We start from the raw sequence: 24,107 nt of genomic DNA, 5'->3' as shown, positions 1-24,107 counted from the left end.
CGGGAGGAACCGTGGTCAGCATCGACGTCTGGAACGCGGCGGTCGACTTCCCGATCTTCGACGCGAAGTCCCGCTCGCTGAAGAAGGCCGTCCTCGGCAAAACGGGCGGCAAGATCGGCACAGACAGCAAGGTGCCGATCATCGAGGCGCTGCACGACATCAACCTGTCGCTGCGGCACGGCGACCGCGTCGCGCTGGTCGGGCACAACGGCGCCGGCAAGTCAACGCTGCTGCGGCTGCTGTCCGGCATCTACGAACCGACCCGGGGCCATGCCCGCGTCGCCGGCCGGGTGGCCCCCGTGTTCGACCTGGGCGTGGGCATGGACCCGGAGATCTCCGGCTACGAGAACATGCTCATCCGCGGGCTGTTCCTCGGCATGAGCCGCAAGGAGATGCTCAAGCGGGTCGACGACATCGCCGAGTTCACCGAGCTCGGCGACTACCTGGAGATGCCGCTGCGCACCTACTCCACCGGCATGCGGGTGCGGCTCGCGCTGGGCGTGGTCACCTCGATCGACCCGGAGATCCTCATCCTCGACGAGGGGATCGGCGCGGTCGACGCGGAGTTCCTGGAGAAGGCGCGCGACCGGCTGCACGCCCTGGTGCGGCGGTCCGGCATCCTGGTGTTCGCCTCGCACTCCGACGAGTTCCTCATCGAGATGTGCGACTCGGCGCTGTGGATGGACCGCGGGCAGATCAAGGAGAGCGGTGAGTTGCGCCACGTGCTCACCGAGTACAAGGGCTACGATCCGTTCCCGTACCTGAGCAAGGAAGCCCGGGAACGCCTGGGCGGCACCGAGTCCGCGGCCAGCGGTGCGAACGGCTCCAGCCTGGGACCGGCCTCGCACACCGGCTCGGCCGGGGCCGCGGCCGACGGAGCGCCCGACGGAGCGCCCGACGGAACGTCCGCGCAGTCGGCCAGGGAGGACGACACGAGCGGTTGACCGCTCCCCGCCCGAACGGCCCCACCCAACCGAAGACCACCCGTCGGAGCCCACACAGCCGGAGCCCGCCTTGTCCGAACCGGTCTCGCCCGAGTCCGCCGCCGGAAACGCCCCGTCCGAGCGCACGCTGCCGGACGACGCCGTCGTCGCGGTGGTCGTCACCCGGCACCGCCGCGAACTGCTCGCCGAGTCGCTGAAGGTGATCACCAGCCAGACCCGCGTGCCCGATCACCTCGTCGTCGTGGACAACGGGCCGGAGGAGCCGGCCGCGGACGTGGTGGCCGAGGCTCCGGTGCCGACGACGTACCTGCCCGCGCACCGCAACCTGGGCGGAGCCGGCGGCTTCGCGCTGGGCATGCTGCACGCGCTGGCGCTCGGCGCCGCCTGGGTGTGGCTGGGCGACGACGACGGCCGCCCCGCCGACGAGCACGCGCTGCGCACGCTGCTGGACGAGGCCGAGGGCCGCGGGCTGGCCGCGGTCTCGCCGGTGGTGGTCAACATCGACAGCCCGGACAGGCTCGCGTTCCCGCTGCGGCGCGGCCTGACGTGGAAGCGGCGGCCGGAGGAGCTGCGCGGCCCCGACGGTTCGGAGTTCCTGCAGGGCATCGCCTCGTTCTTCAACGGAGCGCTGTTCCGCGCCGGCACGCTCGACGTGATCGGCGTGCCGGACTACCGGTTGTTCTTCCGCGGCGACGAGGTGGAGATGCACCGCAGGATGGTGCGCTCCGGAATGCCGTTCGGCACCTCGCTGCGCACCCGCTTCGTGCACCCGGACGGCTCGGCGGAGTTCAAGCCGATGCTCGGCGGCCGGTTGCACGCGCAGGACCCGGCGGACGCGAACAAGCGCTACTACACCTACCGCAACCGGGGTTACCTGCTCTCCCAGCCGGGGATGCGCAAGATCGGCGCCCTGGAGGTGCTGCGCTTCGGCCTGTACTTCGTGGGGCACCGGCGGGATCCGAAGGCGTTCCGGGAATGGCTGCGGCTGGTGCGCCAGGGGCAGCGGGAACACTTCTTCCGCCGCTGAGCGGTGCGGCCGCCTCCGGCGGTGCCGTTCACGGCGATTCACGTCGAGCACGCCAGCCAGGCCGCCCGCGTCGTCCGCACCGGTTTCGCGAGCCCTGCCGCAACACCGGCCGCCCTCCCGAACGGGAACGGCAGTCCCACGAGGACGATTCACGTTTTCTGCGGGAATTCCCGCACTCAGCACGGATCCGGCATTTCCGCTGCGCCGCGCCGGCGGGCGGGGCCGCCACCCGCTGGTACCGAAATCCGGCGTCATTCCGGGGAAAACCAGATCACCGCCCGGTCACGGAACGCTGAGACAAACCTGAGAAATCCCTGTGCGCAGGGCACACGGCGTTACCGGACGTGGCAACTCGCACAAGCGCCGCACTCGGGGGAAGGACGCCAACCCCCTACTACTATTCTCGCTTCCGTGTTCACCGGGCATGATCAGCAGCAGCACTCGGACGAGCAGGAACCGTCCGGCACACCGCGGAGTGATGCCAGGGCGGCGCCGCGACGGGTCACGCTCCTGGCAACGCTGCTCGGCCTGCTCGGCACGCTGCTCTCGCTCGCCGTGCCGTTCATGCCGGTCAACCACGACATCACCACGCTGAAGTGGCCCACGGCCGAAGGGACCAAAGCCGTCTCCGCACCGCTGGTGTCCTACCAACCGGTGTGGCTGGATCTCGACATGTCGTGCGAGACCGCGCGGAGCCTGGACGCGCGGACCCCCGGCCCCGGCACGCTGCTGGCCACGAACCCGCCGAACTCCGAGTACGGCAACCTCACCGGACTCACCCTGCAGGTCAACAACGGGCAGCTGGCCCTGCTCAGCGGCGGTGAACGCGCCGGCAGCACGGCTCTGCCCGCGGGCGACTGCGCGATCTCGGTCAACTCGAACGGCAGCAGCACCACGGCCAGCGTGGGCGACACGCAGCTGGCGCAGCTCAACGGCGACCAGCGCCCGCAGCTGACCGGAATCTTCTCCGACCTGGACGAGAACCAGGACCCCGTGTCCGGCACCTCGTTCCAGGCCCGCGTGGACGACCGGTACGAAAGCTCCCCCACGATCCTCAAGATCGCGGTGATGGTGCTCGCCGTCGCCTGCTTCATCGGCTCGGTCGTGTGCGTGCGCCGGCTCGACGTGCGGGCGGGCAGGCGACCACCGAGGATCGCGCCGCGCGGGTGGTGGCGCCCTACCTTCCGGGACACGTCCGTCATCGGTGTGCTCGTGCTCTGGTGGATCGGCGGCGCGATGACCTCCGATGACGGCTACCTCCTGTCGGTCGCGCGAGCGCGCGAGACCGCGGGCTACGTGATGAACTACTACCGGTGGCTCGGTTCGCCCGAAGCACCGTTCGGCTGGTTCTACGAGATCTACGCCTTCTGGGTCCAGATCTCCACGGCCACGCCGTGGGTGCGCCTGCCAGCCCTGCTCATGGGCGTCATCAGCTGGATGCTCATCAGCCGCGAAGTGCTGCCGCGGCTGGGCCAGCAGGTCCGCCGCAGCAACGCGGCCGGCTGGGCCGCCGCGGCCGTGTTCCTCGCGTTCTGGCTGCCCTACAACAACGGGCTGCGCCCCGAACCGGTCGTCGTGCTGTTCTCCCTGCTGGCGCTGTGCGCGGTGGAACGCTCGGTGGCCACCGGGCGCCTCATGCCGGCCGTGCTCGGCCTCGTCGGGGCCGCGCTGTCCGTGGCGGCCAACCCGCACGGGGTCGTGTCCGTGCTGCCCTACATCGCCGCGGCGAAACCGCTGCTGCGCCTGCTGCGCAAACGCGCGAACACCTACGGCTGGCTGCCCGTGCTCGCCCCGATCGCGGCGTCCGGTTTCGTGATCCTCACGCTGGTCTACGTCGACCAGACGTGGCAGTCGGTGCTGGACGCGACGTCGGTGCGCACCGAAATCGGCCCGAGCCAGAGCTGGTACGAGGAGTTCAGCCGCTACGTGCTGCTGTTCAGCCCCTCGGCGGACGGGTCGATGACCCGCCGCTTCCCCGTGATGCTGGTGATCCTGTGCATCGCCACGTGCCTGGTGATGCTGCTGCGGCGCGGACGCATCCGCGGGGCGGCGCTGGGGCCGAGCCGCCGCCTGATGGCGATCACCGCGATGTACTTCGTGGTGCTCATGCTCACCCCCACCAAGCACACCCACCACTTCGGCATCTTCGCCGCGGTCGGGGGCGCGCTCGCGGCGCTGACCGCGTTGGCGACCAGCAGCACCGTGCTGCGCTCGAAGCGCAACCGGGCCGTGTTCATCGCCGGGCTGCTGCTGATCCTGGCGTTCTCCACCACCGGCCCGAACGCCTGGTGGTACGTCTCCGGCTGGGGTGTGCCCTGGTTCGACAAGCCGCCGCAGCTGTTCGGCCACCAGGTGAGCACGTACCTGCTCGTCGCCGCGGGCATCGCGCTGGTCGTGGCCTTCATCGAGCACCTGCGCATCGACGAGAACAACCCGAAGGTCGTCGACGAGAGCTTCACCAGCTACGAGAAGCGCAGCCGCGCCCTGCGGCTGGGCACCGCACCGCTGTCGATCCTGTGCGCACTGCTCGTGCTGTTCGAGCTGGCCACCTTCGCCAAGGTGATCCAGAAGCAGTGGGGCAGCTACTCCATGGGCGCGGACAACGTGAAGCAGGTCTCCGGGGCGAGCTGCGGCCTGTCCGACTACATCTACGTCGAGACGAACCCGAAGAACAGCATGCTTCCGGTCTCGGAGAGCCAGCCGACGCGGGCCGCGCCGCTGGACGAGGACTCGAGGATCAAGATGCCGCCGTCCCGGCTCGAGGACCAGGAGGGCCCGGACGACTACCTGCAGGCCAAGATCGCCGGGTTCAACCGCGGTCGACTGCCCGCGGGCGACGGCACCGACCCCACCGAGCCCGACTGGACCCCGCCGCACAGGTTCGGCGACGACGACGCGCCCGTGTGGGGCAGCTACGACAGGCAGGGCGCGAGCACCGGCGAACTGCGCACCCAGTGGTATGACCTGCCCGACCGCGCCGCGAAGGGCGAAGTGCCGGTCGTCGTCTCGCTGGCCGGCAGCGAGGTCGGTGCCAACTCGCTGTACCTGGAGTTCGGGCGGGAGACCGAGAACGGCTTCGAGGTGCTCTCCCGCCAGGGCATCGCGCAGCGGGGCGCTCCCAAGTGGCGCGACCACCGCTACACGGTCTCCGGCAACGCCGAGGACGCCACGAAGGTCCGCGTCGTCGGCGTCGACCAGGCGATCGGCCCGAGCGGGTGGCTGGCGTTCAGCGCGCCGCGGGTGCCGCAGCTGGTCAACATGACCGATTTCGTGGGCGACGAGCGCACGTTCGTGGAGTGGCCGGTCGCGCTGCAGAACCCGTGCCTGGAGTTCTCGGGCAGCCACAACGGCGTCGCCGAGATCCCGCGGTTCCGCGTGGCCGGCGGCGCCGAAGTGCGGGAGATCGGACAGGGCTGGTCCTCACCGGACGCGGGCGGCCCGTTCGGCTGGCTGAACGTGGTCGCGAGCATGCGGGAGCTGCCGACGTACCTGCGCAACAACATCCACCGCGACTGGGGTTCGCTCTACGCGGTGGACCCCTACCAGCCGGACGCGCTGCCCGCGCAGGCGGCGATGCAGGTGCACTCGGAGACGCACTGGGGCGGCTGGTCACCGGGGCCGCTGCCGAACCCGGTGAAGTTGCCCGGCGACGTTCCCAGTTCGAACGACCGCAACGACATCCGCGTGTTCAACCAGAACGACAACGATCAGAACTCGGACGACGGCCAGGATTCGAACGGCCAGAACGCGAACCGCCCGGGCGCCGGCCAGTAGCGCGCACGCGGGCAGGGCGCCGGGGCGCCCTGCCCGCGTGCCTGCCGTTCGGCTGCTGGTTACGAGCGTCCGCTGTGCGGTCCCGGCCGTCCGGCCGCGCGGCTGGCGCGGGTTGGGCCGTCCGCTGTGCGGACCCGGCCTCGTTCGACTGCGGGCGCGGCCGATCGCTCGGCCGCACGGGCACGGCGGAGTCCGGCGCGTCCGCCCGCGGCGAACTCCGCCGACAGCGGACAACGGTGTTGCGCGCCGGAGGCGGTGTGCTGCGCTCGGCGCATGACCACCAACACACGCCCTGCCTCGTCCTGCACCTCGCCGGTGGGAGTTCACCGATCCGCGTCGCCCTGGACGGTGACGAAGCCGGCCTGCTCATCGACGCGCTCGAAGACGTCGTCATGTCCGGGCAGACGCGTTCGCTGGCCATGGCCGACGGGAACCGCTTCCTCGTGAACTTCGGGCACGTCGCCACGGCGCACGTCGAGATGTCCCGCCCCGACGGGGCCTACGGGTCCCCCACCGGCGCAACGGGGTTCTAGCTAGAAGACCTCACGGGCTCGTGCGCCCGGCCGGCCGTGTGTACGTTTCTCGAGAAAAGTCGCGGACATTTCTCGAGAAATGTACGAACCCCTGGTCAGGACGGGCCCGAGGAGACCTCGTTCGCCCGTCGCGGCGAGCGGCTCGGGCAACGCGCTCAGTCGCGGAAGACGACCCACTTGAGCAGCACGAAGTTGATGATCGTGCCCAGCCCCTGGCCGATGACCCAGCACAACCCGAGCAGCAACGCGTCGCCCTCGGCGCCCAGCAGGAGCACCGAGGCCTGGTTCGTCCCGATGTTCACGAAGAACGTGGCCACGTAGACGATGGCGAACCCGCCGGCCTTCAGCGCGGTGTTGCCGGTGTTCGCCCCCTGGAAGGTAAGCCTGCGGTTGAGCAGGTACGACGTACCCGTGCCGAGGACGAAGCTGATCGAACGGCCCAACCAGATCGGCAGGCCCAGCGAGAGCAGCAGGGCGTAGCTGCCGATGTCGATGAGCGCGCAGCCGCCGCCGATGACGATGAAGCGGAAGAACTGGCGGAGAAGGCCCAGCTTTCGCCGGCCGGCCTCGACTGCTGATTCGGCCACGGCCACGAATTCACCTCAGCGCTCGGTACGACGGAAGGTCGGTCCCGCACGGCGGTGACCGATCAACGCAGGATGCCCGCTTCCGGACGCGGCGCATCCCACGGGAGTGTACCGAGGCCTCCCCCGGGCGCATCGCACCGCCGAGCTGCGATGTCGTCTTTCGAGCCCGGCGGGAATTCTGCCCGGATTCACGCGTGAGCCCCGCGTAGCGGGTACCACCGACGTGGCTAGACTCGGCGAGGTGGAACCGGCAACAGACGAGCTACGCACGCTGACCGGCTGGGGACGCACGGCGCCGACCCAGGCCCGCGTGATCAGCACCCCGGACGTCGAGGTCCTCTCCCGCGCGGTGCGCGAGGCCGGGGAACGCGGTGTCATCGCCCGCGGCCTCGGCCGCAGCTACGGCGACCCCTCGCAGAACGCGGGCGGCACGGTCATCGACATGACCGCGTTGAACCGGATTCACCGCGTCGACGCGGACGAGGTGGTCGTGGTCGTCGACGCCGGGGTGTCGTTGGACACCCTGATGCGCAGGCTGCTGCCGTTCGGCCTGTGGGTCCCGGTGCTGCCGGGCACCCGCCAGGTCACCATCGGCGGCGCCATCGGCGCCGACATCCACGGCAAGAACCACCACGCGCAGGGCTCGTTCGGCAGCCACGTGCTGGCCATCGACCTGCTCACCGCCGACGGCGAGGTCCGCACGCTCACGCCGGAGGGGGAGAACAGCGAGCTGTTCTGGGCCACGGTCGGTGGCATGGGCCTGACCGGGATCGTGCTCAACGCCACGATCCGGCTCAAGCGCGTCGAAACGGCCTACTTCCTGGTGGACAACGTCCAGACGAAGAACCTGGACGAGCTGCTGGAGCTGTTCACCGACGGCTCGGACGACAACTACACCTACTCGGTCGCCTGGTTCGACTCGCTCGCCCGCGGCGAGAAGATGGGACGGGCGCTGCTGACCCGCGGCAACCCGGCGAAGGTCGAAGACCTGCCGAAGAAGCTGCGCAAGGACCCGCTGGGATTCAACGCGCCGCAGCTGATGACCGCCCCGCCGATCTTCCCGAACGGCCTGGTCAACAAGTACACGATCACGGCGTTCAACGAGGTCTGGTACCGCAAGGCGCCGACCAAGTACGGCATGGTCCAGAACATCACCCAGTTCTTCCACCCGCTGGACCTCGTCGGCGAGTGGAACCGGGTGTACGGATCGCACGGCTTCCTGCAGTACCAGTTCATGGTCCCGTTCGGGCAGGAGGACATGTTCCGCCGCTCGATCGACCGGATCAGCGCGTCGGGGCACGCGTCGTTCCTCAACGTCCTCAAGACCTTCGGCGAGGGCAACGCGGCGCCGATGTCCTTCCCGAGCAAGGGCTGGACGCTGACCGTCGACATCCCGGTCACGCCGGGGCTGGACCGGCTGTGCCAGGAGCTCGACGAGATGGTGCTGGAAGCGGGCGGCCGGCTGTACCTGGCCAAGGAGTCGCGCACCTCGGCCGAGATGATCGAGCGGATGTACCCGCGCATCGACGAGTGGCGCAAGATCCGCGCCGCGGTCGACCCGGCGGGCGTGTTCCGCTCGGACCAGGCGAGGAGGCTCAACCTGTGACCACCGCGCTGCCGACCAGCGCGCTTGACCCCGAAGGCATTTTCGCCTCAGACATGAGCCGGAGGCTTGAGCTTTGATTGACGCGGTAGGTAATCCCCAGTCCCTGCTCGTGCTCGGCGGAACGTCGGACATCGCTCTGGCGACCGCGGAGAAGTACGCCCAGAACCGCCCCCTGCGGGTCGTGCTGGCCGCGCGGGAGGGCGAGCGCCTCAACGCCGCCGCCGAGCGGCTGCGCGCCACCGGAAGCACTGTGACCACAGTGGACTTCGACGCGCGCAAGGAGGACACGCACGCGCAGGTCATCGACAAGGCCTTCGCCGACGGCGACATCGACATCACGCTGGTCGCCTTCGGCGTGCAGGGCGACAACGAGCAGGGCTGGACCGATGTGGACGCCGCCCGCGAGGTCGCCGAGATCAACTACGTGGCCCCGATGACGCTGGGCGTGCGGCTGGCCGAGAAGCTGCGCAAGCAGGGCCACGGGCACCTGGTCGCGATGTCCTCGCCCGCCGCCGAACGCGCCCGCCGGTCCAACTTCGTCTACGGCTCCTCCAAGGCCGGCATGGACGCCTTCTACACCGGCCTGACCTACGCGTTGGCGGACTCGGGCGTGAAGGTCACCGTGGTGCGGCCGAACTTCGTGCACACCAAGCTCACCGAAGGCCTCAAGCCCGCCCCGATGGCGCAGAAGCCCGAGCAGGTCGCCGACGTGATCGTCGACGCGGTGCGCAAGGGCAAGGAGCAGGTGTGGGCCCCGGCGCAGATGCGCTGGGTCATGTCCGCGCTGCGGCACGTGCCGCGCGTGCTGTTCCGCCGGCTGTCGTTCTAGGGATTCGGCCCTTCGGCGCTGGCGCGCCGAAGGCACCGTGGTCCGCTGGCTTGTGCTGACCGTTGCCGGGCGAGGTGAAGGCTCCGAACGAGGGGAAGGCGGGGTGCGGCGCCCGCGCTGCACCGCACCCCCTGACCCGCGGGGCCGGCTCCGAGCGGGTCAGGCCTCTCGCAGGCCCGGCGTGCCGTCGGAGATGACGAACGAGGCGTGCGTTTCCACGTCCGCTCCCTTCTCCGACACGTACGGCACGATCCGGTAGTCGGCGCGGATCTCGTCGGCGCTGATGCGGGTGCGCACGTATCCGCGCTGGTTGTTGTACATCTGCACGTGCGGGTTGTCGCGCAGGTAGCCCTTCTCCTCGTCGGTCAGCTCGTCCGAACCGTCGCCGCCGCTGCTGATCGACGTGGTGACGAGCTCGCTGCCGATGGTGCGGGACCGCTCGGCGTCCGGGATGTTGTTCGCCCAGTTGGCGTGCACGTCGCCGGTGAGCACGACCGGGTTGCGCACCTGCGCCTGCTGCCAGCCCTGCGCCACGCGGCGCCGCGAGGCGACGTAGCCGTCCCAGCCGTCCGGGTTGTAGCCCTCGTCCGACCCGTTGACGTAGTCGATCTCCGAGAACATGACCTGCTGGCCGAGGAGGTCCCAGCGCGCCTGCGACTGGCGGAAGCCCTGCAGCAGCCAGCGCTCCTGCTCCGCACCGGTGATGCTGCGCTTCGGGTTGTGCCGCTGCGGGTCGTCCATGCCGAACTCGTCGTCGCCGACCTGGTCGTCGCGGTACTGGCGCGTGTCGAGCATGTGCAGCGTGGCCAGCCCGCCCCAGTGGATCCGCCGGTACAGCCGCATGTCGATGCCGGAGGGCACCGAGCGGCGCCGCAGCGGCATGTTCTCGTAGTAGGCCTGGAACGCGGCCTTGCGCCGCTCCAGGAACGCCGGGCCGGGCTTGCCGGGTTCTTCGGGGATCTCGTCGGCCCAGTTGTTGTCCAGCTCGTGGTCGTCCCACACGACCACCCACGGGGCGGCCGCGTGCGCGAACTGCAGGTCCGGATCGGTCTTGTACTGGGCGTGCCGCTGACGGTAGTTGGCCAGCGTCTTCGTCTCCGGCCCGACGTGCTCGCGCGGGTTGTCGCCGGGGACCTCGTAGTCGCCCGCCTTGTACTCGTACTGGTAGTCGCCGAGGTGCAGCACCAGGTCCGGTTCTTCCTCTCCCAGGTGCCGGTAGGCGGTGAAGTAGCCGTGCTCGTACTGCGCGCAGGACGCGAACGCCATGGTCAGCGGGCTCATCGCGGTCGGCAGCGGGGCTGTGCGGGTGCGGCCGGTGGGCGAGACCGAACCGAGCGCGCGGAACCGGTAGAAGTACTCGCGGTCCGGGCGCAGCCCTTCGAGCTCCACGTGCACGCTGTGCCCCATCTCCGGTACGGCTTCCGCCTGGCCGCGGCGGACGGCGCGGGTGAACCGCTCGTCCTCCGCGATCTCCCACTCGACCGGGATGGTCTTGTCGGGCATGCCGCCCGTGCCGTCCTCGGCCAGCGGTTCGACGGCCAGCCGGGTCCACAGCACGAACCCGTCCGAGGCCGGATCGCCGGAGGCGACACCGAGGGTGAACACCTCCCCGCGGCGGGAAGAGCCGGCTCCTCGCGCGGACGCGGCGGCCGTGCCGGACAGGGCGATGACACCGGCGGTCGCCGTACCGCCGAGGAGCACGCCGCGGCGGCTCACTGCGGAAGACGTCGTGGTGGTGGGGTCGGACACGTCAACCTCCATAGTTCAGTTCGGGCCGCGAATCACTCTCGCGTGAATCTGTGAAGATCCACCGGCTTGCGCGTGAGCACAAGATGAACACGTCGAATGCGTCTTTTCGGGCGATAGGGGCACATGGGCGAGAACCGCACGGACGACCCGCGATGGCCCGGCTGCGAGGCTGGGCCCGGTCAGCCGTGTGTACGTTTCTCGAGAAAAGTCGCGGAGTGGGCTTTGGGGTTTTTGGGTTTCGGCGTGTCAGCGTGACGTGGGTTGATCATGGAAAGGAGCATCGGCGGTTGCTCATCACGTCTCGGTAAGGAGAGTGCCGCCGATGCTCCGGCCGGTGAGGTTACCCGGTTCGTTCGCGGTGTTGGTGGAGGTGTTCCGGCCGTGTTTCACGGCGCCGTCGTTTGCCACGTTTGTCGTGCTGGTGACGGGCATGATCAGTCAGACCGGTCGGGCCACGGTGTGCGGCATGCTCACCGCGGCCGGCCTGGCCCGGCGGTGGCGCCATGAGCGGGCGCACTGGTTTTTCTCCCGCGCGGTGTGGAGTGTCGACCGGGTCGGGCTGAAGCTGCTGTCGGTGATCGTCGACCGGGTGCTGGGCCCGGAGGAGCCGGTGCGGGTGGCCGTCGATGACACGCTGTTCCGCCGGGCGGGGCGTAAGACGCATGGCACCGCGTGGCACCGAGATCCCACCAGCGCCAGCCCGGGCGCGGCCAGCGCGTGGGGCCACACCTGGGTCGTGGCCGGCGTGCTGATCACGCTGCCCTTCGCCACCCGCCCGGTGTGTCTGCCGATCCTGGCACGGCTGTGGAACCCCCGTGCCGAGCAGGCCCCGTCCAAACCCGCCCTCGCCCGCGAGTTGATCACACAGATCGCGGGTGCGTATCCGCAACGCCGGGTGCATGTCGTCGCTGATGCGTTGTACGGCACCCGCTACTGGCGCGGCATGCCCCCCACGGTGACGGTGACCGTGCGGCCCCGGAGCAACGCCGCCTTCTACGCGGTGCACACCCCCCAACCCGGGGTCGGTCGCCCGCGCTACAAGGGCCCCAAGATCGGCACACCGACCGCGATCGCCGCAACCGGGCCCTGGCGAACCGGAACCGTCACCCGCTACGGCCGCACCGCGGCCATCGACATCTGTGAACGCCGGTGCCTCTGGCCCGGCGTGCTCCGCGACCAGCACATCCGCCTCATCTGCGTCCGCGAACCCACAGTCACGCGCAGCCGCAACCACGATGTGGCGCTGGTGACCACCGACCTCGACAGCCCGGCCGAGCTCCTCATCGAACGGTACGCCGCCCGGTGGGCCATCGAAGTCACCTTCCACGACGCCAAACACCTCGCCGGCGTCGGCCACGCCGAAAACCGCGTCACCCACGCCGTGGAACGCACTGTGCCCTTCGGACTGATCACCTACAGCCTCACCACCGTGTGGTACACGCTGGCCGGCCACAACCCCAGCGATGTGCAACAACGACGCCAAGCCGCCCCCTGGTACACCAGCAAGACCGAACCCGCCTACCAAGACATGCTCGTCAAGCTCCGCCGCCTGATCATCGCCGCACAATTTCAACCAGAAACCCAGCGCACACCCACCCCACAGGAAACCCTCGCCATCCACCAAGCCTGGGCCGAAGCAGCCACATAACCCCCAAAGCCCACCGCGGACATTTCTCGAGAAATGTACAAACCCCTGGTCAAGTGGGGTATGACTGGGAGCTGGCGCGGCGGGGTGCGACGTCGGAAAGCACACCGACCCGGGTGCGGACCTGTGGCGACCATCACCTCGGGAAAATGGACGAGCTGGGCAGCCGACTTGGACGCAGCAGATCGAGAGGTGGACCGATGGGCGAACTGCCGGAACGCAGCAAGCAGGTGGCGAAGGCGCTCGCGGCGGCAGGCGTCGGCGGTGAGGTCCGCGAGATGCCGGATTCGACGCGCACGGCCGCGGACGCGGCGGCCGCGCTCGACTGCGCGGTCGGCGCGATCGCGAACAGCCTGGTCTTCGGCACCGAGCGGGGTCCGGTGCTCGTGCTCGCCAGCGGTGCGCACCGGGTGGACACGTCCGCCGTGGCCGAACACACGGGCTGGGCTCCGCTGCAGCGGGCCACGCCCGAGCAGGTGCGGGACGCGACCGGGCAGGCGATCGGCGGTGTCGCCCCGCTCGGCCACCCGGAACCCCTGCCCACCGCGGTGGACGCGAGCCTGGCCGAATACCCCGTCGTGTGGGCCGCGGCGGGCACGCCGCGCACCGTGTTCCCCACGAGCTACGAGGAACTGCTGCGGATCACCGCGGGCGCCGGCGTGGCCGTGCGGTGAGCGGTCGCGGGCACCGGTTCATCCGGCGATCCGGGTCGATCCGCAAGTCAGCCGGCGAGCGCGGCCGGGTCGATCCGCAGGTCAGCCGGGTCGTCCGTGCGCACGGTGGTCGCGCTTTCCGCGACCAGCACGTAGTGCCCGTTCTTCAGCTGATACATCGCGATGGTTGCCGGGTGGTCGAGGTCCACGATCCAGTAGTGCTCGATACCAGCCGCAGAGTACTCGGCGAACTTGGTCACCCGGTCGGTGCCGACGGACCCCGGTGAGACCACCTCCACGGCGACGAGGACCTCCTCAGCCGCGCAGCGCGGTGCCGCACTGCCCGCCACGTCCGCTGCGACGACGACGAGGTCGGGGATGCGCACGGTCGCGGGCCAGTGCTCGTGGACGACCACCTCCACTTCCGGCAGCACTTCCAATCCCGACGGCAGCTGCGCCGAGAGCTGACTCCCCAGGCGCATGATCGCCCGCTGATGCGCCACCACGGGGCGGGGACTCACGTGCAGCACCCCTTCGACGAGTTCGGTGCGGTGGGTGCCGTCCTCCGGCAGCTCCGTCCAGTCGGCCAGGGACAACAGGCGGTCCGGCCACGTCGCGGCGCTCATCAGCCTGCCTCCTTCACCAGACCCGGTCCGTCGGACATCCATTCTGCACCAGCCCGGCGCAGCAGAACACGACAACGCCCCGCGGCGTGAGCTCGCGGGGCGTTGAAGTCCGGGGCGGGCGGCTACAGGTAGAACGCCAGGAACAGGCAACCGGCGAGCAGGACACCGAGCACCATGAGGACCTTGTCCTTGAGCACCACTTCTTCGGGCTCGCCGGCCACGCCCTTGTCGATGTCCACCGCGTACCGCAGGATCGCGATCACCATCGGGATGATCGCCAACGTGCCCCAGCGGGACTGCTCGTACTCGCCGATGTCGTAGGCCCACAGCGCGAACGACATGATCGAGATCGCCGCCGAGATGGCCCAGACGAACCGCAGGTAGGACGGCGAGTACGCCTTCAGCGATTTGCGGATCTTGGCTCCGGTCTCGTTGGCGAGCTTCACCTCGGCGTAGCGCTTGCCGGCCACCATGAACAGCGAACCGAACGAGACGACCAGGTAGAACCACGAGGTGATCGCCAGCCCGGCCGCGGCACCACCGGCCAACGATCGCAGCAGGAAGCCCGAGGCCACGATGCACAGGTCGATCACCGGCTGGTGCTTCAGCCCGAAGCAGTAGCCCAGCTGCACCGCGATGTAGACGCCCATCACCGCCACCAGCATCGGGTGGGTGAGGGTCGAGATCGCCAGCGAACCGATCAGCAGCAGCGCGCACACCGCGTAGGCGACGGGCACCGGGATGAGCCCGGCGGCGATGGGCCGGTTGCGCTTCGTGGGGTGCGCCCGGTCGGACTCCACGTCGATCGCGTCGTTGATGAAGTAGATGCCGGACGCCGCCATGGAGAAGGTGATGAAGGCGACGACCGCGTCCAACAGCACCGCGATGTCGAGGATCTGACCGGCCGCGAACGGAGCGGCCAGCACCAGAACGTTCTTGACCCACTGCTTCGGGCGCAGCTCCTTGATCAGCCCGCTGGCCAGGCCGGAGAGCGTACCCGCCTTGGCGGTGACCTTCGCGTGGTACTCGTCCGAGGCCTTCGGGTCCTCGGTCTCCGTGCTCTCCGAACCGTTGAGCACCTCGTCGCCGAACTCGGAGCCGATGCTTCCTTCGCCGTCGGTTTCGAGCTCCTGCTGCACTTCCGCGTCCACCGCGGAGTGCTCCGCGCCGTCCGGGGCGTGGTGCCCGGATGCGGTCGCGTCCTGCTGCACGTCCGCGGACGAGGACGCACCCGCATCCACGTCCTGGCTGACAGCAGCAGCGCTCTCCTTCTTGTCAGCCACGGTTCCTCCGCCGTTTCACGAATCGCCGAAAACCCCACGCCACGGCACCGCCGAGCGCGGAACCGGCGAGCACGTCGCTGGGATAGTGCACTCCGAGGACCACGCGACTGGCCAGCATCGGCGGCACCAGCACCGGTGTCAGTCGCCGCCCCGTCAGCCCGCCGTAGAGCACTGCCGCTGCGGTGGTGGACGTCGCGTGGGAGGACGGGAAGCTCAGCCTGCTGGGGGTGTCCACCAGCACGCGCACTTCGGGGTCGGTGGGTCGTTGCCGCCGCACCACGCGCTTCACCGCGACCGACGCGGCGTGCGCGGCGGCCACCCCCGCGGAGGCGGCGATCCACTCGCCGCGGTGCTCGCGGTCGGCCAGGGCACCGACCGCACCGGCGGCCAGCCACCCGGCGGCGTGCTCACCGAACAGCGACATGGTCTGCGCCGTTTTTACCACCGGGGGCGTGGCCATGGCACCTTGCACACGTCGCAGCGCCACGGTTTCGCACGTGACGCTGCTCGCGTCCGACTCGCCGCCGGACGCCTCCTCGTCTGTGACCGGCTGCCCAGCCGGCACGCTCACATCAGCAGCCACATCTTCTCCGGGTCGGGGGTTTGCGGCGCGGCAGCGAACTACCGCTGGTCGAAGACCTGCTTCCACGATTCGGGGCTGGTCAGGTCGGGCAGCGCAGCACGGTACCGCTCCCGCAGGTCGGACCACGTCTGGCCCAACTTGCGGTACAACGTCAGCGCCCGGGTCCCCAACCTACGGAACTCGGCGGGGTCGCGGCGACGGAACGCCACGCCGCTGCCGTCGGCGGTGGAGACGGTGGCGCTGTCGAGGTTGCCGAGCAGGAACCAGCGGGCGCTGGCAGCCGGGACGTTCAGCTGCGGGCGGCGCTCCGCTTCCTCGTCCGGCTCGGTCAGGTTGTGCAGCAGCGCCTTGGCCGCGCGCTTGGCCATCGCCGGTGTGCCCACGGGCGGGTTGAGCATGCCCTCGGCCATGATCGGATCGGCCGTCGGTGGCGGAACCTCGCGGGCGGAGGGCAGCGTCTTGGCGTCCTCGTACTCCGCGCGCAGCGCACGCACCTCCGGCAGCGCCGTGCGCAGGCTGTCGAACAGCCCTTCGGGACCGGCCATGAAGTCCTCGACGGCTTTGAGCTGCACCGCGACCGTGGAGTACTCCATCGACAGCAGGTGCCGCAGGGTGAGCTTGAGCTGCTGCTTGACGATGTTGTGCTTGACGTCGTCCGGGCTGTGCAGCGCCGCGAGGATCAACCGGTTGCGCACGTGGAAGTACGCGGTCCAGTCGGTGGCGTCGTTCTTGTCGGTCCACGGCATGTGCCAGATCGCCGCGCCCGGCAGCGTCACCGTCGGATAGCCGTGGCCGGCTGCGCGCAGCGAGTACTCCGAGTCGTCGTGCTTGAGGAACAGCGGCAGCGGCAGACCCGTGTTCTCGATGACCTCGCGCGGGAACAGGCACATCCACCAGCCGTTGTAGGTGGCGTGCACGCGCTGGTGCATCTTCGGCGACTTGCGCAGCGGTTTCTTGGCGAAGTCGTGATCGGTGGGCGCGCCGGGCGCGGCGCGCCACATCGCAGCACCGAGGTCGACGACCTCGCCCATGGTGTGCAGCCGCGAACGCGCCTGCAGGTTGAGCATCTGGCCGCCGACGATGAGCGGTTGCACGGCTGCGCGGGAGAACGCGTTGACTCGCAGCACGCTGTCCGGTTCCAGTGCGATGTCGTCGTCGAGCAGCAGCACCTGCGCGGCGCTGGAGTTGTGCACCCCCTCGTACATGATCCGGCCGAACCCGCCGGATCCGCCGAGGTTGGGCTGCTCGATCACGCGCAGCCGGTCGCCGAGCACGGCGGCGGCCTCGTCGAAGCCCTCGGTGTCGCGGATGCGCTGCTGCCCCTGGTCGGCCACGAGCACGGTGTCGACCACGTTCATGACCTCGGCGTCCTCACCCAGCGCGCGGAGGGTGAGCACGCAGTCCTGCGGGCGCATCGTGGTGGTGCCGACGACGACGTCCTGCCGGGGCAGCTCGGTGTCGGTGGTCCAGGCGGCCCGGTCGATCTCCAGCTCGGCGTCGTCGGTGAACACGTCGAACCAGATCCAGCCGCCGTCCTCGAACGGTGTGAGCGCGACCCGGAACTCCAGCGAGTCCCACTCCTCACCGGTGGAGATCGGCGTGCCCTGCAGGTGCACGCCGTCACCGTTGGGCTTGGAGCGGTACAGGTCGAGGCGGCCGGTGCCCCGCACCCGCAGGCGCAGCACGACCTCGTCGACCGTGGTCCACCGCTTCCAGTAGCTGGCGGGGAAGGCGTTGAAGTACGAGGCGAACGACAGCGATCCGTGCTGCGCGACCCGCAGGCTCCGGCGCGAGGTGAGCGTGGCCGCGCGTCCCTGGCCGGTGGACTCGTCGAGGTAGAGCACCCGCACGTCCAGCGGGTCCTCGCGCCGGGGCAGGACCACGCGCTGGAGCACCTGTTCGGGGCGCACGTCGCTGGTGCCCGCCGAGCTCATCGAGGTCACGTCGCTGAGTTTGCTCTCACCCGCGGTCGCGGAACGCGGAGTTCGGTCGGTCACGTCAGTCCTCCAGGGAGCCGTCCAGCGACCGCCCCTCGGTGAAGTGCGGGGCGATCTTGTTGTCGAACATGCTCAGCGCCGAACCGATCGCCATGTGCATGTCGAGGTACTTGTAGGTCCCCAGTCGACCACCGAAGATAACCTTGCGCTCCTTGGCTTCGCGCTTGGCCAGCTCCCTGTACGCGGTGAGCTTGGCGCGGTCGTCCGAGGTGTTGATCGGGTAGTAGGGCTCGTCGCCGCTTTCTGCCGCGCGGGAGTATTCGCGGAAGATCACGGTTTTGTCCTTCGCGTGCCGCGACTCCCGTTCCGGGTGAAAATGCCGGAATTCGTGGATGCGGGTGAACGGGACGTCCTCGTCCGCGTAATTCAGCACGGGCGTGCCCTGGTAGTCCCCGGTCGGCACGACCTCCTGCTCGAAGTCGAGGGTGCGCCAGCCCAGCTCACCGGCCGAGTAGCCGAAGTACTGGTCGAGCGGTCCGGTGTAGACGACCGGGCCGTCGGCCGGCAGCTGGTCGCGGACGTCGAAGTAGTCCGTGCTCAGCATGACGTCGATGTTCGGGTGCTCGGCCATCCGCTCCAGCCACGCGGTGTAGCCGTCGACCGGCAGGCCCTCGTAGGTGTCGCTGAAGTACCGGTTGTTGAAGTTGTAGCGGACCGGGAGCCGCGTGATGTTCGCGGCGGGCAGCTCCTTCGGGTCGGTCTGCCACTGCTTGGCCGTGTAGCCGCGGAAGAACGCCTCGTACAGCGGCCGTCCCACCAGGGAGATGGCCTTCTCCTCGAAGTTCTGCGCGTCCTCGGTGTTGATCTCCGAAGCCTGCTCGGCCACCAGCTCCCTCGCCTCGTCCGGCGAGAAGGCGCGGCCGAAGAACTGGCAGATCAGTCCCAAGTTGAGCGGGAAGGAGTAAATCTGGCCCCGGTGCTTGGTGAACACCCGGTGTTGGTAGTCGGTGAAATCCGTGAACTGCGTTACGTAGTCCCAGACACGCTTGTTCGAGGTGTGGAACAGGTGCGCACCGTAGCGGTGCACCTCGACACCCGTCTCGGGCTCCACCTCCGAATAGGCGTTGCCCCCGATGTGGTCACGTCGGTCCAGCACCAGCACGCGTTTGTCCAACTGGCTGGCGGCGCGTTCTGCGATCGTCAGTCCGAAGAATCCGGATCCCGCGACGATCAGGTCATAGCCTGCGAAGCTCACACACGAGAGGGTAGCGGGCTGGCGCGGACGACCCGAAACCGCCGTGACATCGGACCGGACGACTCGCTACGCGCCGTGTCAGCAGCGTATCCTCCGCCAACGGCGATCGAGCGGGGCTCACCGCACCGAGTGTCGATTCCGGCACGATACGCATTCGATTCCCGGATGAAATCCGCTTCCCGCGATCTCGGTCGTCGGACCCGGCCCGCGTGTCGGGTTTCGCTATGATCGCACGGCGCCGCACCGGCGGACCCGGACGGGAACACGATAATTCGAACACTTTTCGCATGGTTGCGGAAATTGCGGACCCCACCGGGGACGGTGGCGCCGGAAACGGCCGGGACCGGAGACGGCGGATCTGGATACACGGCCGGCGCCGGAGATGACCACGACAGGCACGATCAGGACGGGACGCAGAAGGACATGGCGGCAAGCGGCACGACCCCTGCAACCGTGCGCACCCCCGCTGAGCGGGCCGGCGCGGGACCACCCGCCCGCGACTGGCGCCCGCTGCTGATCGTGGCGATCCTGCTCGAGATCTTCGCCGTGTGGTTCGTGCACTGGATCGACACCCGCGGCTACGTCGACACGCAGGTCTACCAGCTCGGCGGCCGCGCCTGGCTCAGCGGCTTCGACCTCTACGGCGACCTCACCCCGGAAAGCCCGGACAGCAGCACGCTGCCGTTCATCTACCCGCCGTTCGCCGCGCTGCTGTTCACCCCGCTGAGCCTGGTGCCCGCGAACACGGCCGTGCTCGCCGTCTCGCTCACCTCGCACCTGTCGATCCTGGTCACCGCCTACGCGCTGGCGCGCTGCTCGCCGTACTTCGCCGCCCGGGCACCGTTCGTCGCCGCGGGCGCGGCAGCGCTCATGCCGTGGCTGACGCTGATCGAACCCGCGCGCGAGACGCTGAACTACGGCCAGATCAACCTGCTGCTCATGGCACTGGTCGCGGCCGACTGCCTGCTGCCCCGCACCCGCTGGCCGCGCGGGCTGCTCGTCGGCCTCGCCGGGGCGATCAAACTGACCCCGCTGGGTTTCCTGCTGTTCTTCCTCATCCGCAGGGACCACCGCGCGCTCGGCACCGGCCTGGCCACGTTCAGCGGCACCGTCCTGCTCGGCGTGCTCGCAGCGCCGCGCGACTCGGCCACCTGGTGGCTGGGGCAGATGTTCGACACCGGCAGCTCGATGGGCACCGTCTACGCGGGCAACGTGTCACTGCGCAGCCTCATCGCCAAGCAGGACATCTCCGGAACGGGGCTGAACCTGCTGTGGATCGCGGGAGCCATCGCCCTGTTCGGCATCACGGTGTGGGCGATGCGCTACGCCCAGCAGCAGGCCAACACCGCGCTGATGCTCGCGTTCAACGCCGTGCTCATCGTGCTCATCTCCCCCATCTCCTGGTCGCACCACTGGGTGTGGGCCGGGCCGACGTTGGCGCTGCTGTTCGCCATGGCCGTGCGACACCGCCGGTACGGGCTCCTCGCCGCGGTACTGCTGGCCGGGGCGACCGTGCTGTACGGGCCGCACTGGCACCTGCCCTACACCGAGAACCGGGAACTCGACTGGACACCGCTGCAGCAGGTGCTCGGCAACTCCTACACGCTCTGGGGCATCGCGCTGCTCATCGGCGGTGCGGTGGCGTACTGGCGCTGGACCGCGCCGACCGAGGTCGCCGACACGCCCGGAATCGTTGCCGAGCGGGGCCGTTGAGACGTCCGGCGCCGCTGAGGCGGCCAGGGCCGCTGGGACGTCCAGGGCTGGCTGAGGCGGCCTGTCCCAGTGGTCGGCGGTCTCGTCGGCGATGTTCGTCAAGCAGCACCGGAGGAGCGAAGCGACGACTCCTCTCGGGAACCGCGTGGACCCGTAAGGCTGTTGATCCTCCTGGCCACGATCAACGAACACACGTCGACCGGGACCAAAGGGGGCGAGGCTTCCGGAGCAGCCAGCCGAACGGCTGAACTGCGAGGGTCGGAACCAGCCTATCGCTGGGTTCCTCCGGTACGCCGGAGTTGTGTCTTCGGAGTCTTCACCCGGACAGATTGTTACCACTGTCCAGCGCCGGGGAATGCAGCGAGACCGCGATGTCAGGCGTGATCGCTGCGTCTGTGCCAGGGCTTACGACCTACGGGGCCGGGTGCTCCTACGCTCCCGCGTTGCCTGACACTCGAGATTCACCCGCTCTGACCGGGTTCCTCACGGCTGTGAACCGTGGCCGGGGCTCATCCCTACCCGGAGTCCGCCCGAAGCGACTACGGAGGAGAGCATATTCCGTGCTATGCTCAGCACTGCCAATTTGATTGGTCGCACTTTCAAGATTAGCACGGCGTGCCCCCGGTTTCGATCGGGGGCACGTTCGCTTTTCAGGCCACTTCCGGGTTTTCACTCCGACTCTCGCCGCTGCCGCCTCGCGTGCTCGCGCAACTGCTCCCGAGCATCCTCCAGCCGGAACCGGGCCTGTCCACCCGGGGTGTACAGCTCCGGGACCAAGATCCCCGCCGACACGTAGCGAGCGATCGACCGGCGGGACACGCCCAGCTCATCAGCCAGCTGTGACGACGTGAGCAACTTCGGAGCCATGCCCGGAAGCTGACACGGTTGGCTCAGTTGTCACGCGTTGTCTGTCCCAGATAAGTTTGCATGACCTATTATGTCTCGTGATGTCTCAGTTGAAGAGTCTGATCGACCGAGCTCCGAAGGTCTACGAAGCACCACTACAGATGCCCGTCCCGGCCGGCTGGCGAGCCCGACGGGACGGGGAACCGAGCGACAGCGGGTGGAACGGGTGAGCCGGTCGTGCTGCTACTGCGGGGAGGAGTTCAGTCGCGCCGGGGCCGAGCTGGACGCCCACGAGGACCAGCACTGATCCGCGAGCGTCCACTCGGGCCACGGCGGTCACTCCGGCAACCGCGAGGCCGTCGCCTCGGCCACCTTCTTCAGCTCCGAGCACGGATCCATCGGTTCAGTGCCCTTGTCGGTGATCTGGTAGATCGCGACACCACCGCCCGCATCGACCAGAACATTGCAGCCGAAGCCATTAGCGGCCGAGCTCGGCGTCTGAGCCACCGCGGCCGAACGACCCGCGATCTGCTGCTTCTCGTACGAGCCCCAGCTCCCGTTCTGCTCGTACGAGTCCACGGTCTCCTCGGTGCTCTTATTGAGCCCCACTGTCTGTTCGGCACCGCTCCACATGCACCCCGGTTCCCACGGAACCTCGGTTCCGTCCTCCGCGTTCGTCGAAACGCCCCACGACGTCAACTCGTCGTGCTGGAAGAACGTGCACGGGTCGAACTGCTCCAGCGCCTTGCTCTGCTGGGCTTCCGAAGTTTCGGGCTGATCCGAGTCACCACCACCGGCAGGGGTGGCGCACGCCGAGACCCCCAGCAGCACCACACCGGCCGACATTCCCAGCACCGAACGAGTGGTCCTGTTCACTGTTGCAACCCACCCTTGAGATCGTCAGCGGCCTGTTCGTCGGTAGCACGGTAGTCCTTCGCCGCACCCTCGAACGCATCCGCCAGCTTGTGGAGCTCCTGCTCCATCTGCTTCAGCAAAGTGACCGCGCCAGCCTCGGGATCCACCGCCTTCTGCCGGAACCTCTCCGCCAGGGCCTTCCCGTCCGGGTAGTCACCGAGGCCTTCGACGCGCTCAAGCGTTTGGGCACTGTGTGCCATATCGCCCATCGCGTCCGCCTCCTCCCGACACCGCTTCGCGGCCTCGTCCGCGGCGTCGGGATCGAGCCGCAGCTTGCCCGCGCCCACCTGCTCGTTGATCCACGCGGTCTGCTCGCTGACCTTCCCGAGCGCCTGCTTCGACCCCTCGAAGCCGCCGCCTCCGTCGTCCATGGCACCCCCTTCGCGATCGGAGATCACCCTAACGAGGGGTGGGCACGTGCGGGAGCCGTTCCGGTCAATTCCCGCGAACCGCCGAGACAACCGCGACGCGCCCGCGATCATCCACTGTGTCCCGCACCCGCGTGCTCGGGCGCGAACGGGCAGGAATCGCCCGTTCGGGCGCGTGCGGGCACGTCCGAGTGGAGCAGCGCGGTCGCCCCATCCGGTCGCCCTGCCGCGTCGAGCCGCCACGCGCAGGCCGATCGGGTCGATACCGGGGGATCCGAACCGATACGGTCCCGGTGTGCGCATCGGGATCGTGATTCTGCCGGAACATCGGTGGTGGGCCGCCGAACCGCTGTGGCGGATGGCCGAGGAGTACGGCTTCGCCCATGCTTGGACCTACGACCACCTGGGCTGGCGGTCCCTCGTGGACAAGCCGTGGTTCGACGCGGTGCCGACGCTCACCGCCGCGTCGGCGGCGACGTCCACGATCCGCCTCGGCACGCTGGTCACCTCACCGAACTTCCGCAATCCGGTGCACTTCGCCCGCGAAGTGACCGCGCTCGACGACGTCTCCGACGGCCGGTTCATCGTCGGCCTCGGCGCCGGCGGCCCCGGGTTCGACGAGACGGTCTTCGACGCCGCCGAACTCACCCCCGGGCAGCGCGCCGACCGGTTCGGCGAGTTCCTCCAGCTGCTCGACCGCATCCTGCGGCAGGACACCACCGACTACTCCGGCGAGTACTACACGGCCCGGGCAGCGCGCCGCAGCCCCGGCTGCGTGCAGCAACCCCGCGCGCCGTTCCTCGTCGCCGCCAACGGGCCGCGGACGATGCGCCTGGCCGCCCGCTACGGCGACGCGTGGGTGACCAACGGCGACGGCACCGCCGCCGACGACGAGAGCTGGTGGCGTTCCGTCGGCGACATGGCCCTGCAGTTCGACGACGCGCTCGCTTTCGAGGACCGCGACGGCCCGCTGGCCCGCTACCTGTCCGTCGACGCCGCGCCCACGTACTCGATGTCCAGCGTCGAGCACTTCCGCGACGTGGTCGGCCGCGCGAGCGAACTCGGCTTCACCGACGTGGTCACCCACTGGCCGCGCTCCGACGACGGGCCGTACGCCGGGTCGGAGGCCATCGTCGAGCAGATCGCCTCCGAAGTGCTGCCCGAGCTGAATTGAGCCGGATCCCAGGGCAGTTCAGCGTCTGATCCGTGACGCCGGCCGGTGCCAGCCGTGCCC

At 69.2% G+C, this 24,107-nt stretch carries 20 protein-coding genes; 10 read left to right on the top strand and 10 right to left on the bottom strand.

Annotated elements, in window-relative coordinates; genetic code table 11:
- Window positions 1-11: 11 nt before the first annotated feature.
- The 4 genes from wzt (at window position 12) to ACVGV2_RS00635 (ending at window position 6,278) form a co-directional block, all read left to right on the top strand.
- Window positions 12-944 (top strand): galactan export ABC transporter ATP-binding subunit Wzt/RfbE, encoded by a 933-nt coding sequence (gene wzt, locus ACVGV2_RS00650; RefSeq protein WP_459164110.1) that lies wholly within the window; start codon window positions 12-14, stop codon window positions 942-944.
- Between the two features lie 70 nt (window positions 945-1,014).
- A complete protein-coding gene (gene glfT1 / locus ACVGV2_RS00645) occupies window positions 1,015-1,971 on the top strand; it encodes a galactofuranosyltransferase GlfT1 (RefSeq protein ID WP_459164109.1) in 957 nt (318 codons plus the stop codon).
- Between the two features lie 411 nt (window positions 1,972-2,382).
- Window positions 2,383-5,745, top strand: a complete 3,363-nt coding sequence (locus ACVGV2_RS00640) for an arabinosyltransferase domain-containing protein (RefSeq protein ID WP_459164108.1) — start codon at window positions 2,383-2,385, stop codon at window positions 5,743-5,745.
- A gap of 236 nt (window positions 5,746-5,981) precedes the next feature.
- Window positions 5,982-6,278 (top strand): hypothetical protein, encoded by a 297-nt coding sequence (locus ACVGV2_RS00635; RefSeq protein WP_459164107.1) that lies wholly within the window; start codon window positions 5,982-5,984, stop codon window positions 6,276-6,278.
- A gap of 155 nt (window positions 6,279-6,433) precedes the next feature.
- On the opposite strand, the gene ACVGV2_RS00630 is transcribed toward ACVGV2_RS00635, so the two are convergent.
- The gene (locus ACVGV2_RS00630) at window positions 6,434-6,865 is read right to left on the bottom strand and encodes a GtrA family protein (RefSeq protein ID WP_459164106.1); all 432 of its coding nucleotides are present in this window, start codon (window positions 6,863-6,865) and stop codon (window positions 6,434-6,436) included.
- A gap of 241 nt (window positions 6,866-7,106) precedes the next feature.
- Here ACVGV2_RS00630 and ACVGV2_RS00625 point away from each other — a divergent pair, with 241 nt between their 5' ends.
- Together ACVGV2_RS00625 and ACVGV2_RS00620 are read left to right on the top strand one after the other, a co-directional pair.
- Complete coding sequence (locus ACVGV2_RS00625; RefSeq protein ID WP_459164105.1) at window positions 7,107-8,471, top strand: FAD-binding oxidoreductase; 1,365 nt, start codon at window positions 7,107-7,109, stop codon at window positions 8,469-8,471.
- Between the two features lie 73 nt (window positions 8,472-8,544).
- Window positions 8,545-9,300, top strand: a complete 756-nt coding sequence (locus ACVGV2_RS00620) for a decaprenylphospho-beta-D-erythro-pentofuranosid-2-ulose 2-reductase (protein ID WP_459164104.1) — start codon at window positions 8,545-8,547, stop codon at window positions 9,298-9,300.
- Between the two features lie 159 nt (window positions 9,301-9,459).
- On the opposite strand, the gene ACVGV2_RS00615 is transcribed toward ACVGV2_RS00620, so the two are convergent.
- Entirely contained in the window at window positions 9,460-11,061 is a 1,602-nt protein-coding gene (locus tag ACVGV2_RS00615) for an alkaline phosphatase D family protein (protein ID WP_459164103.1), read from the bottom strand.
- Between the two features lie 310 nt (window positions 11,062-11,371).
- Here ACVGV2_RS00615 and ACVGV2_RS00610 point away from each other — a divergent pair, with 310 nt between their 5' ends.
- Both ACVGV2_RS00610 and ACVGV2_RS00605 read left to right on the top strand, forming a co-directional pair.
- Complete coding sequence (locus ACVGV2_RS00610; protein ID WP_459162755.1) at window positions 11,372-12,697, top strand: IS701 family transposase; 1,326 nt, start codon at window positions 11,372-11,374, stop codon at window positions 12,695-12,697.
- Window positions 12,698-12,894: 197 nt separating this feature from the next.
- The gene (locus tag ACVGV2_RS00605) at window positions 12,895-13,368 is read left to right on the top strand and encodes a YbaK/EbsC family protein (RefSeq protein WP_459164102.1); all 474 of its coding nucleotides are present in this window, start codon (window positions 12,895-12,897) and stop codon (window positions 13,366-13,368) included.
- Between the two features lie 47 nt (window positions 13,369-13,415).
- On the opposite strand, the gene ACVGV2_RS00600 is transcribed toward ACVGV2_RS00605, so the two are convergent.
- The 5 genes from ACVGV2_RS00600 to glf form a co-directional block, all read right to left on the bottom strand.
- The gene (locus ACVGV2_RS00600; RefSeq protein WP_459164101.1) at window positions 13,416-13,973 is read right to left on the bottom strand and encodes a Uma2 family endonuclease; all 558 of its coding nucleotides are present in this window, start codon (window positions 13,971-13,973) and stop codon (window positions 13,416-13,418) included.
- A 122-nt stretch (window positions 13,974-14,095) separates the two neighbouring features.
- Window positions 14,096-15,076, bottom strand: a complete 981-nt coding sequence (locus ACVGV2_RS00595; protein ID WP_459166084.1) for a decaprenyl-phosphate phosphoribosyltransferase — start codon at window positions 15,074-15,076, stop codon at window positions 14,096-14,098.
- A 172-nt stretch (window positions 15,077-15,248) separates the two neighbouring features.
- Window positions 15,249-15,716: a phosphatase PAP2 family protein gene (locus tag ACVGV2_RS00590; RefSeq protein ID WP_459164100.1), complete on the bottom strand. Its 468-nt coding sequence runs from the start codon at window positions 15,714-15,716 to the stop codon at window positions 15,249-15,251.
- Between the two features lie 161 nt (window positions 15,717-15,877).
- The gene (locus ACVGV2_RS00585; protein WP_459164099.1) at window positions 15,878-17,836 is read right to left on the bottom strand and encodes a glycosyltransferase; all 1,959 of its coding nucleotides are present in this window, start codon (window positions 17,834-17,836) and stop codon (window positions 15,878-15,880) included.
- Between the two features lies 1 nt (window position 17,837).
- Window positions 17,838-19,031, bottom strand: coding sequence for a UDP-galactopyranose mutase (gene glf, locus ACVGV2_RS00580; RefSeq protein ID WP_459164098.1), 1,194 nt, complete (start codon window positions 19,029-19,031; stop codon window positions 17,838-17,840).
- A gap of 423 nt (window positions 19,032-19,454) precedes the next feature.
- Between glf and ACVGV2_RS00575 the strand changes: the two genes are divergently transcribed.
- Window positions 19,455-20,744 carry a glycosyltransferase 87 family protein gene (locus ACVGV2_RS00575; RefSeq protein ID WP_459164097.1) on the top strand — a complete coding sequence of 430 codons (1,290 nt, stop codon included), beginning with the start codon at window positions 19,455-19,457 and terminating at the stop codon, window positions 20,742-20,744.
- A 669-nt stretch (window positions 20,745-21,413) separates the two neighbouring features.
- Here ACVGV2_RS00575 and ACVGV2_RS00570 read toward each other — a convergent pair.
- The 3 genes from ACVGV2_RS00570 to ACVGV2_RS00560 form a co-directional block, all read right to left on the bottom strand.
- Window positions 21,414-21,611, bottom strand: a complete 198-nt coding sequence (locus ACVGV2_RS00570) for a helix-turn-helix domain-containing protein (protein WP_459164096.1) — start codon at window positions 21,609-21,611, stop codon at window positions 21,414-21,416.
- A gap of 315 nt (window positions 21,612-21,926) precedes the next feature.
- Complete coding sequence (locus ACVGV2_RS00565) at window positions 21,927-22,466, bottom strand: DUF3558 domain-containing protein (protein ID WP_459164095.1); 540 nt, start codon at window positions 22,464-22,466, stop codon at window positions 21,927-21,929.
- Window positions 22,463-22,876 carry a hypothetical protein gene (locus ACVGV2_RS00560; RefSeq protein WP_459164094.1) on the bottom strand — a complete coding sequence of 138 codons (414 nt, stop codon included), beginning with the start codon at window positions 22,874-22,876 and terminating at the stop codon, window positions 22,463-22,465. The genes ACVGV2_RS00565 and ACVGV2_RS00560 overlap by 4 nt, the downstream gene beginning before the upstream one ends.
- Window positions 22,877-23,168: 292 nt before the next feature.
- On the opposite strand from ACVGV2_RS00560, the gene ACVGV2_RS00555 reads away from it, so the two are divergent.
- Entirely contained in the window at window positions 23,169-24,047 is an 879-nt protein-coding gene (locus ACVGV2_RS00555) for an LLM class flavin-dependent oxidoreductase (protein ID WP_459164093.1), read from the top strand.
- Window positions 24,048-24,107 lie beyond the last annotated feature (60 nt).

The organism is Bounagaea algeriensis (assembly GCF_054491375.1).
The sequence above is the reverse complement of the archived record's forward strand: the minus strand, read 5'-3'. Positions and strand labels throughout refer to the sequence as shown.

What these genes read in the sequence shown, in the direction of transcription:
- ACVGV2_RS00615 (WP_459164103.1), bottom strand. Translation starts at nt 11,061, where the DNA reads ATGGAGGTTGACGTGTCCGACCCCACCACCACGACGTCTTCCGCAGTG.
- ACVGV2_RS00610 (WP_459162755.1), top strand. Translation starts at nt 11,372, where the DNA reads ATGCTCCGGCCGGTGAGGTTACCCGGTTCGTTCGCGGTGTTGGTGGAG.
- ACVGV2_RS00605 (WP_459164102.1), top strand. Translation starts at nt 12,895, where the DNA reads ATGGGCGAACTGCCGGAACGCAGCAAGCAGGTGGCGAAGGCGCTCGCG.
- ACVGV2_RS00600 (WP_459164101.1), bottom strand. Translation starts at nt 13,973, where the DNA reads ATGAGCGCCGCGACGTGGCCGGACCGCCTGTTGTCCCTGGCCGACTGG.
- ACVGV2_RS00590 (WP_459164100.1), bottom strand. Translation starts at nt 15,716, where the DNA reads ATGGCCACGCCCCCGGTGGTAAAAACGGCGCAGACCATGTCGCTGTTC.
- ACVGV2_RS00575 (WP_459164097.1), top strand. Translation starts at nt 19,455, where the DNA reads ATGGCGGCAAGCGGCACGACCCCTGCAACCGTGCGCACCCCCGCTGAG.
- ACVGV2_RS00570 (WP_459164096.1), bottom strand. Translation starts at nt 21,611, where the DNA reads ATGGCTCCGAAGTTGCTCACGTCGTCACAGCTGGCTGATGAGCTGGGC.
- ACVGV2_RS00560 (WP_459164094.1), bottom strand. Translation starts at nt 22,876, where the DNA reads ATGGACGACGGAGGCGGCGGCTTCGAGGGGTCGAAGCAGGCGCTCGGG.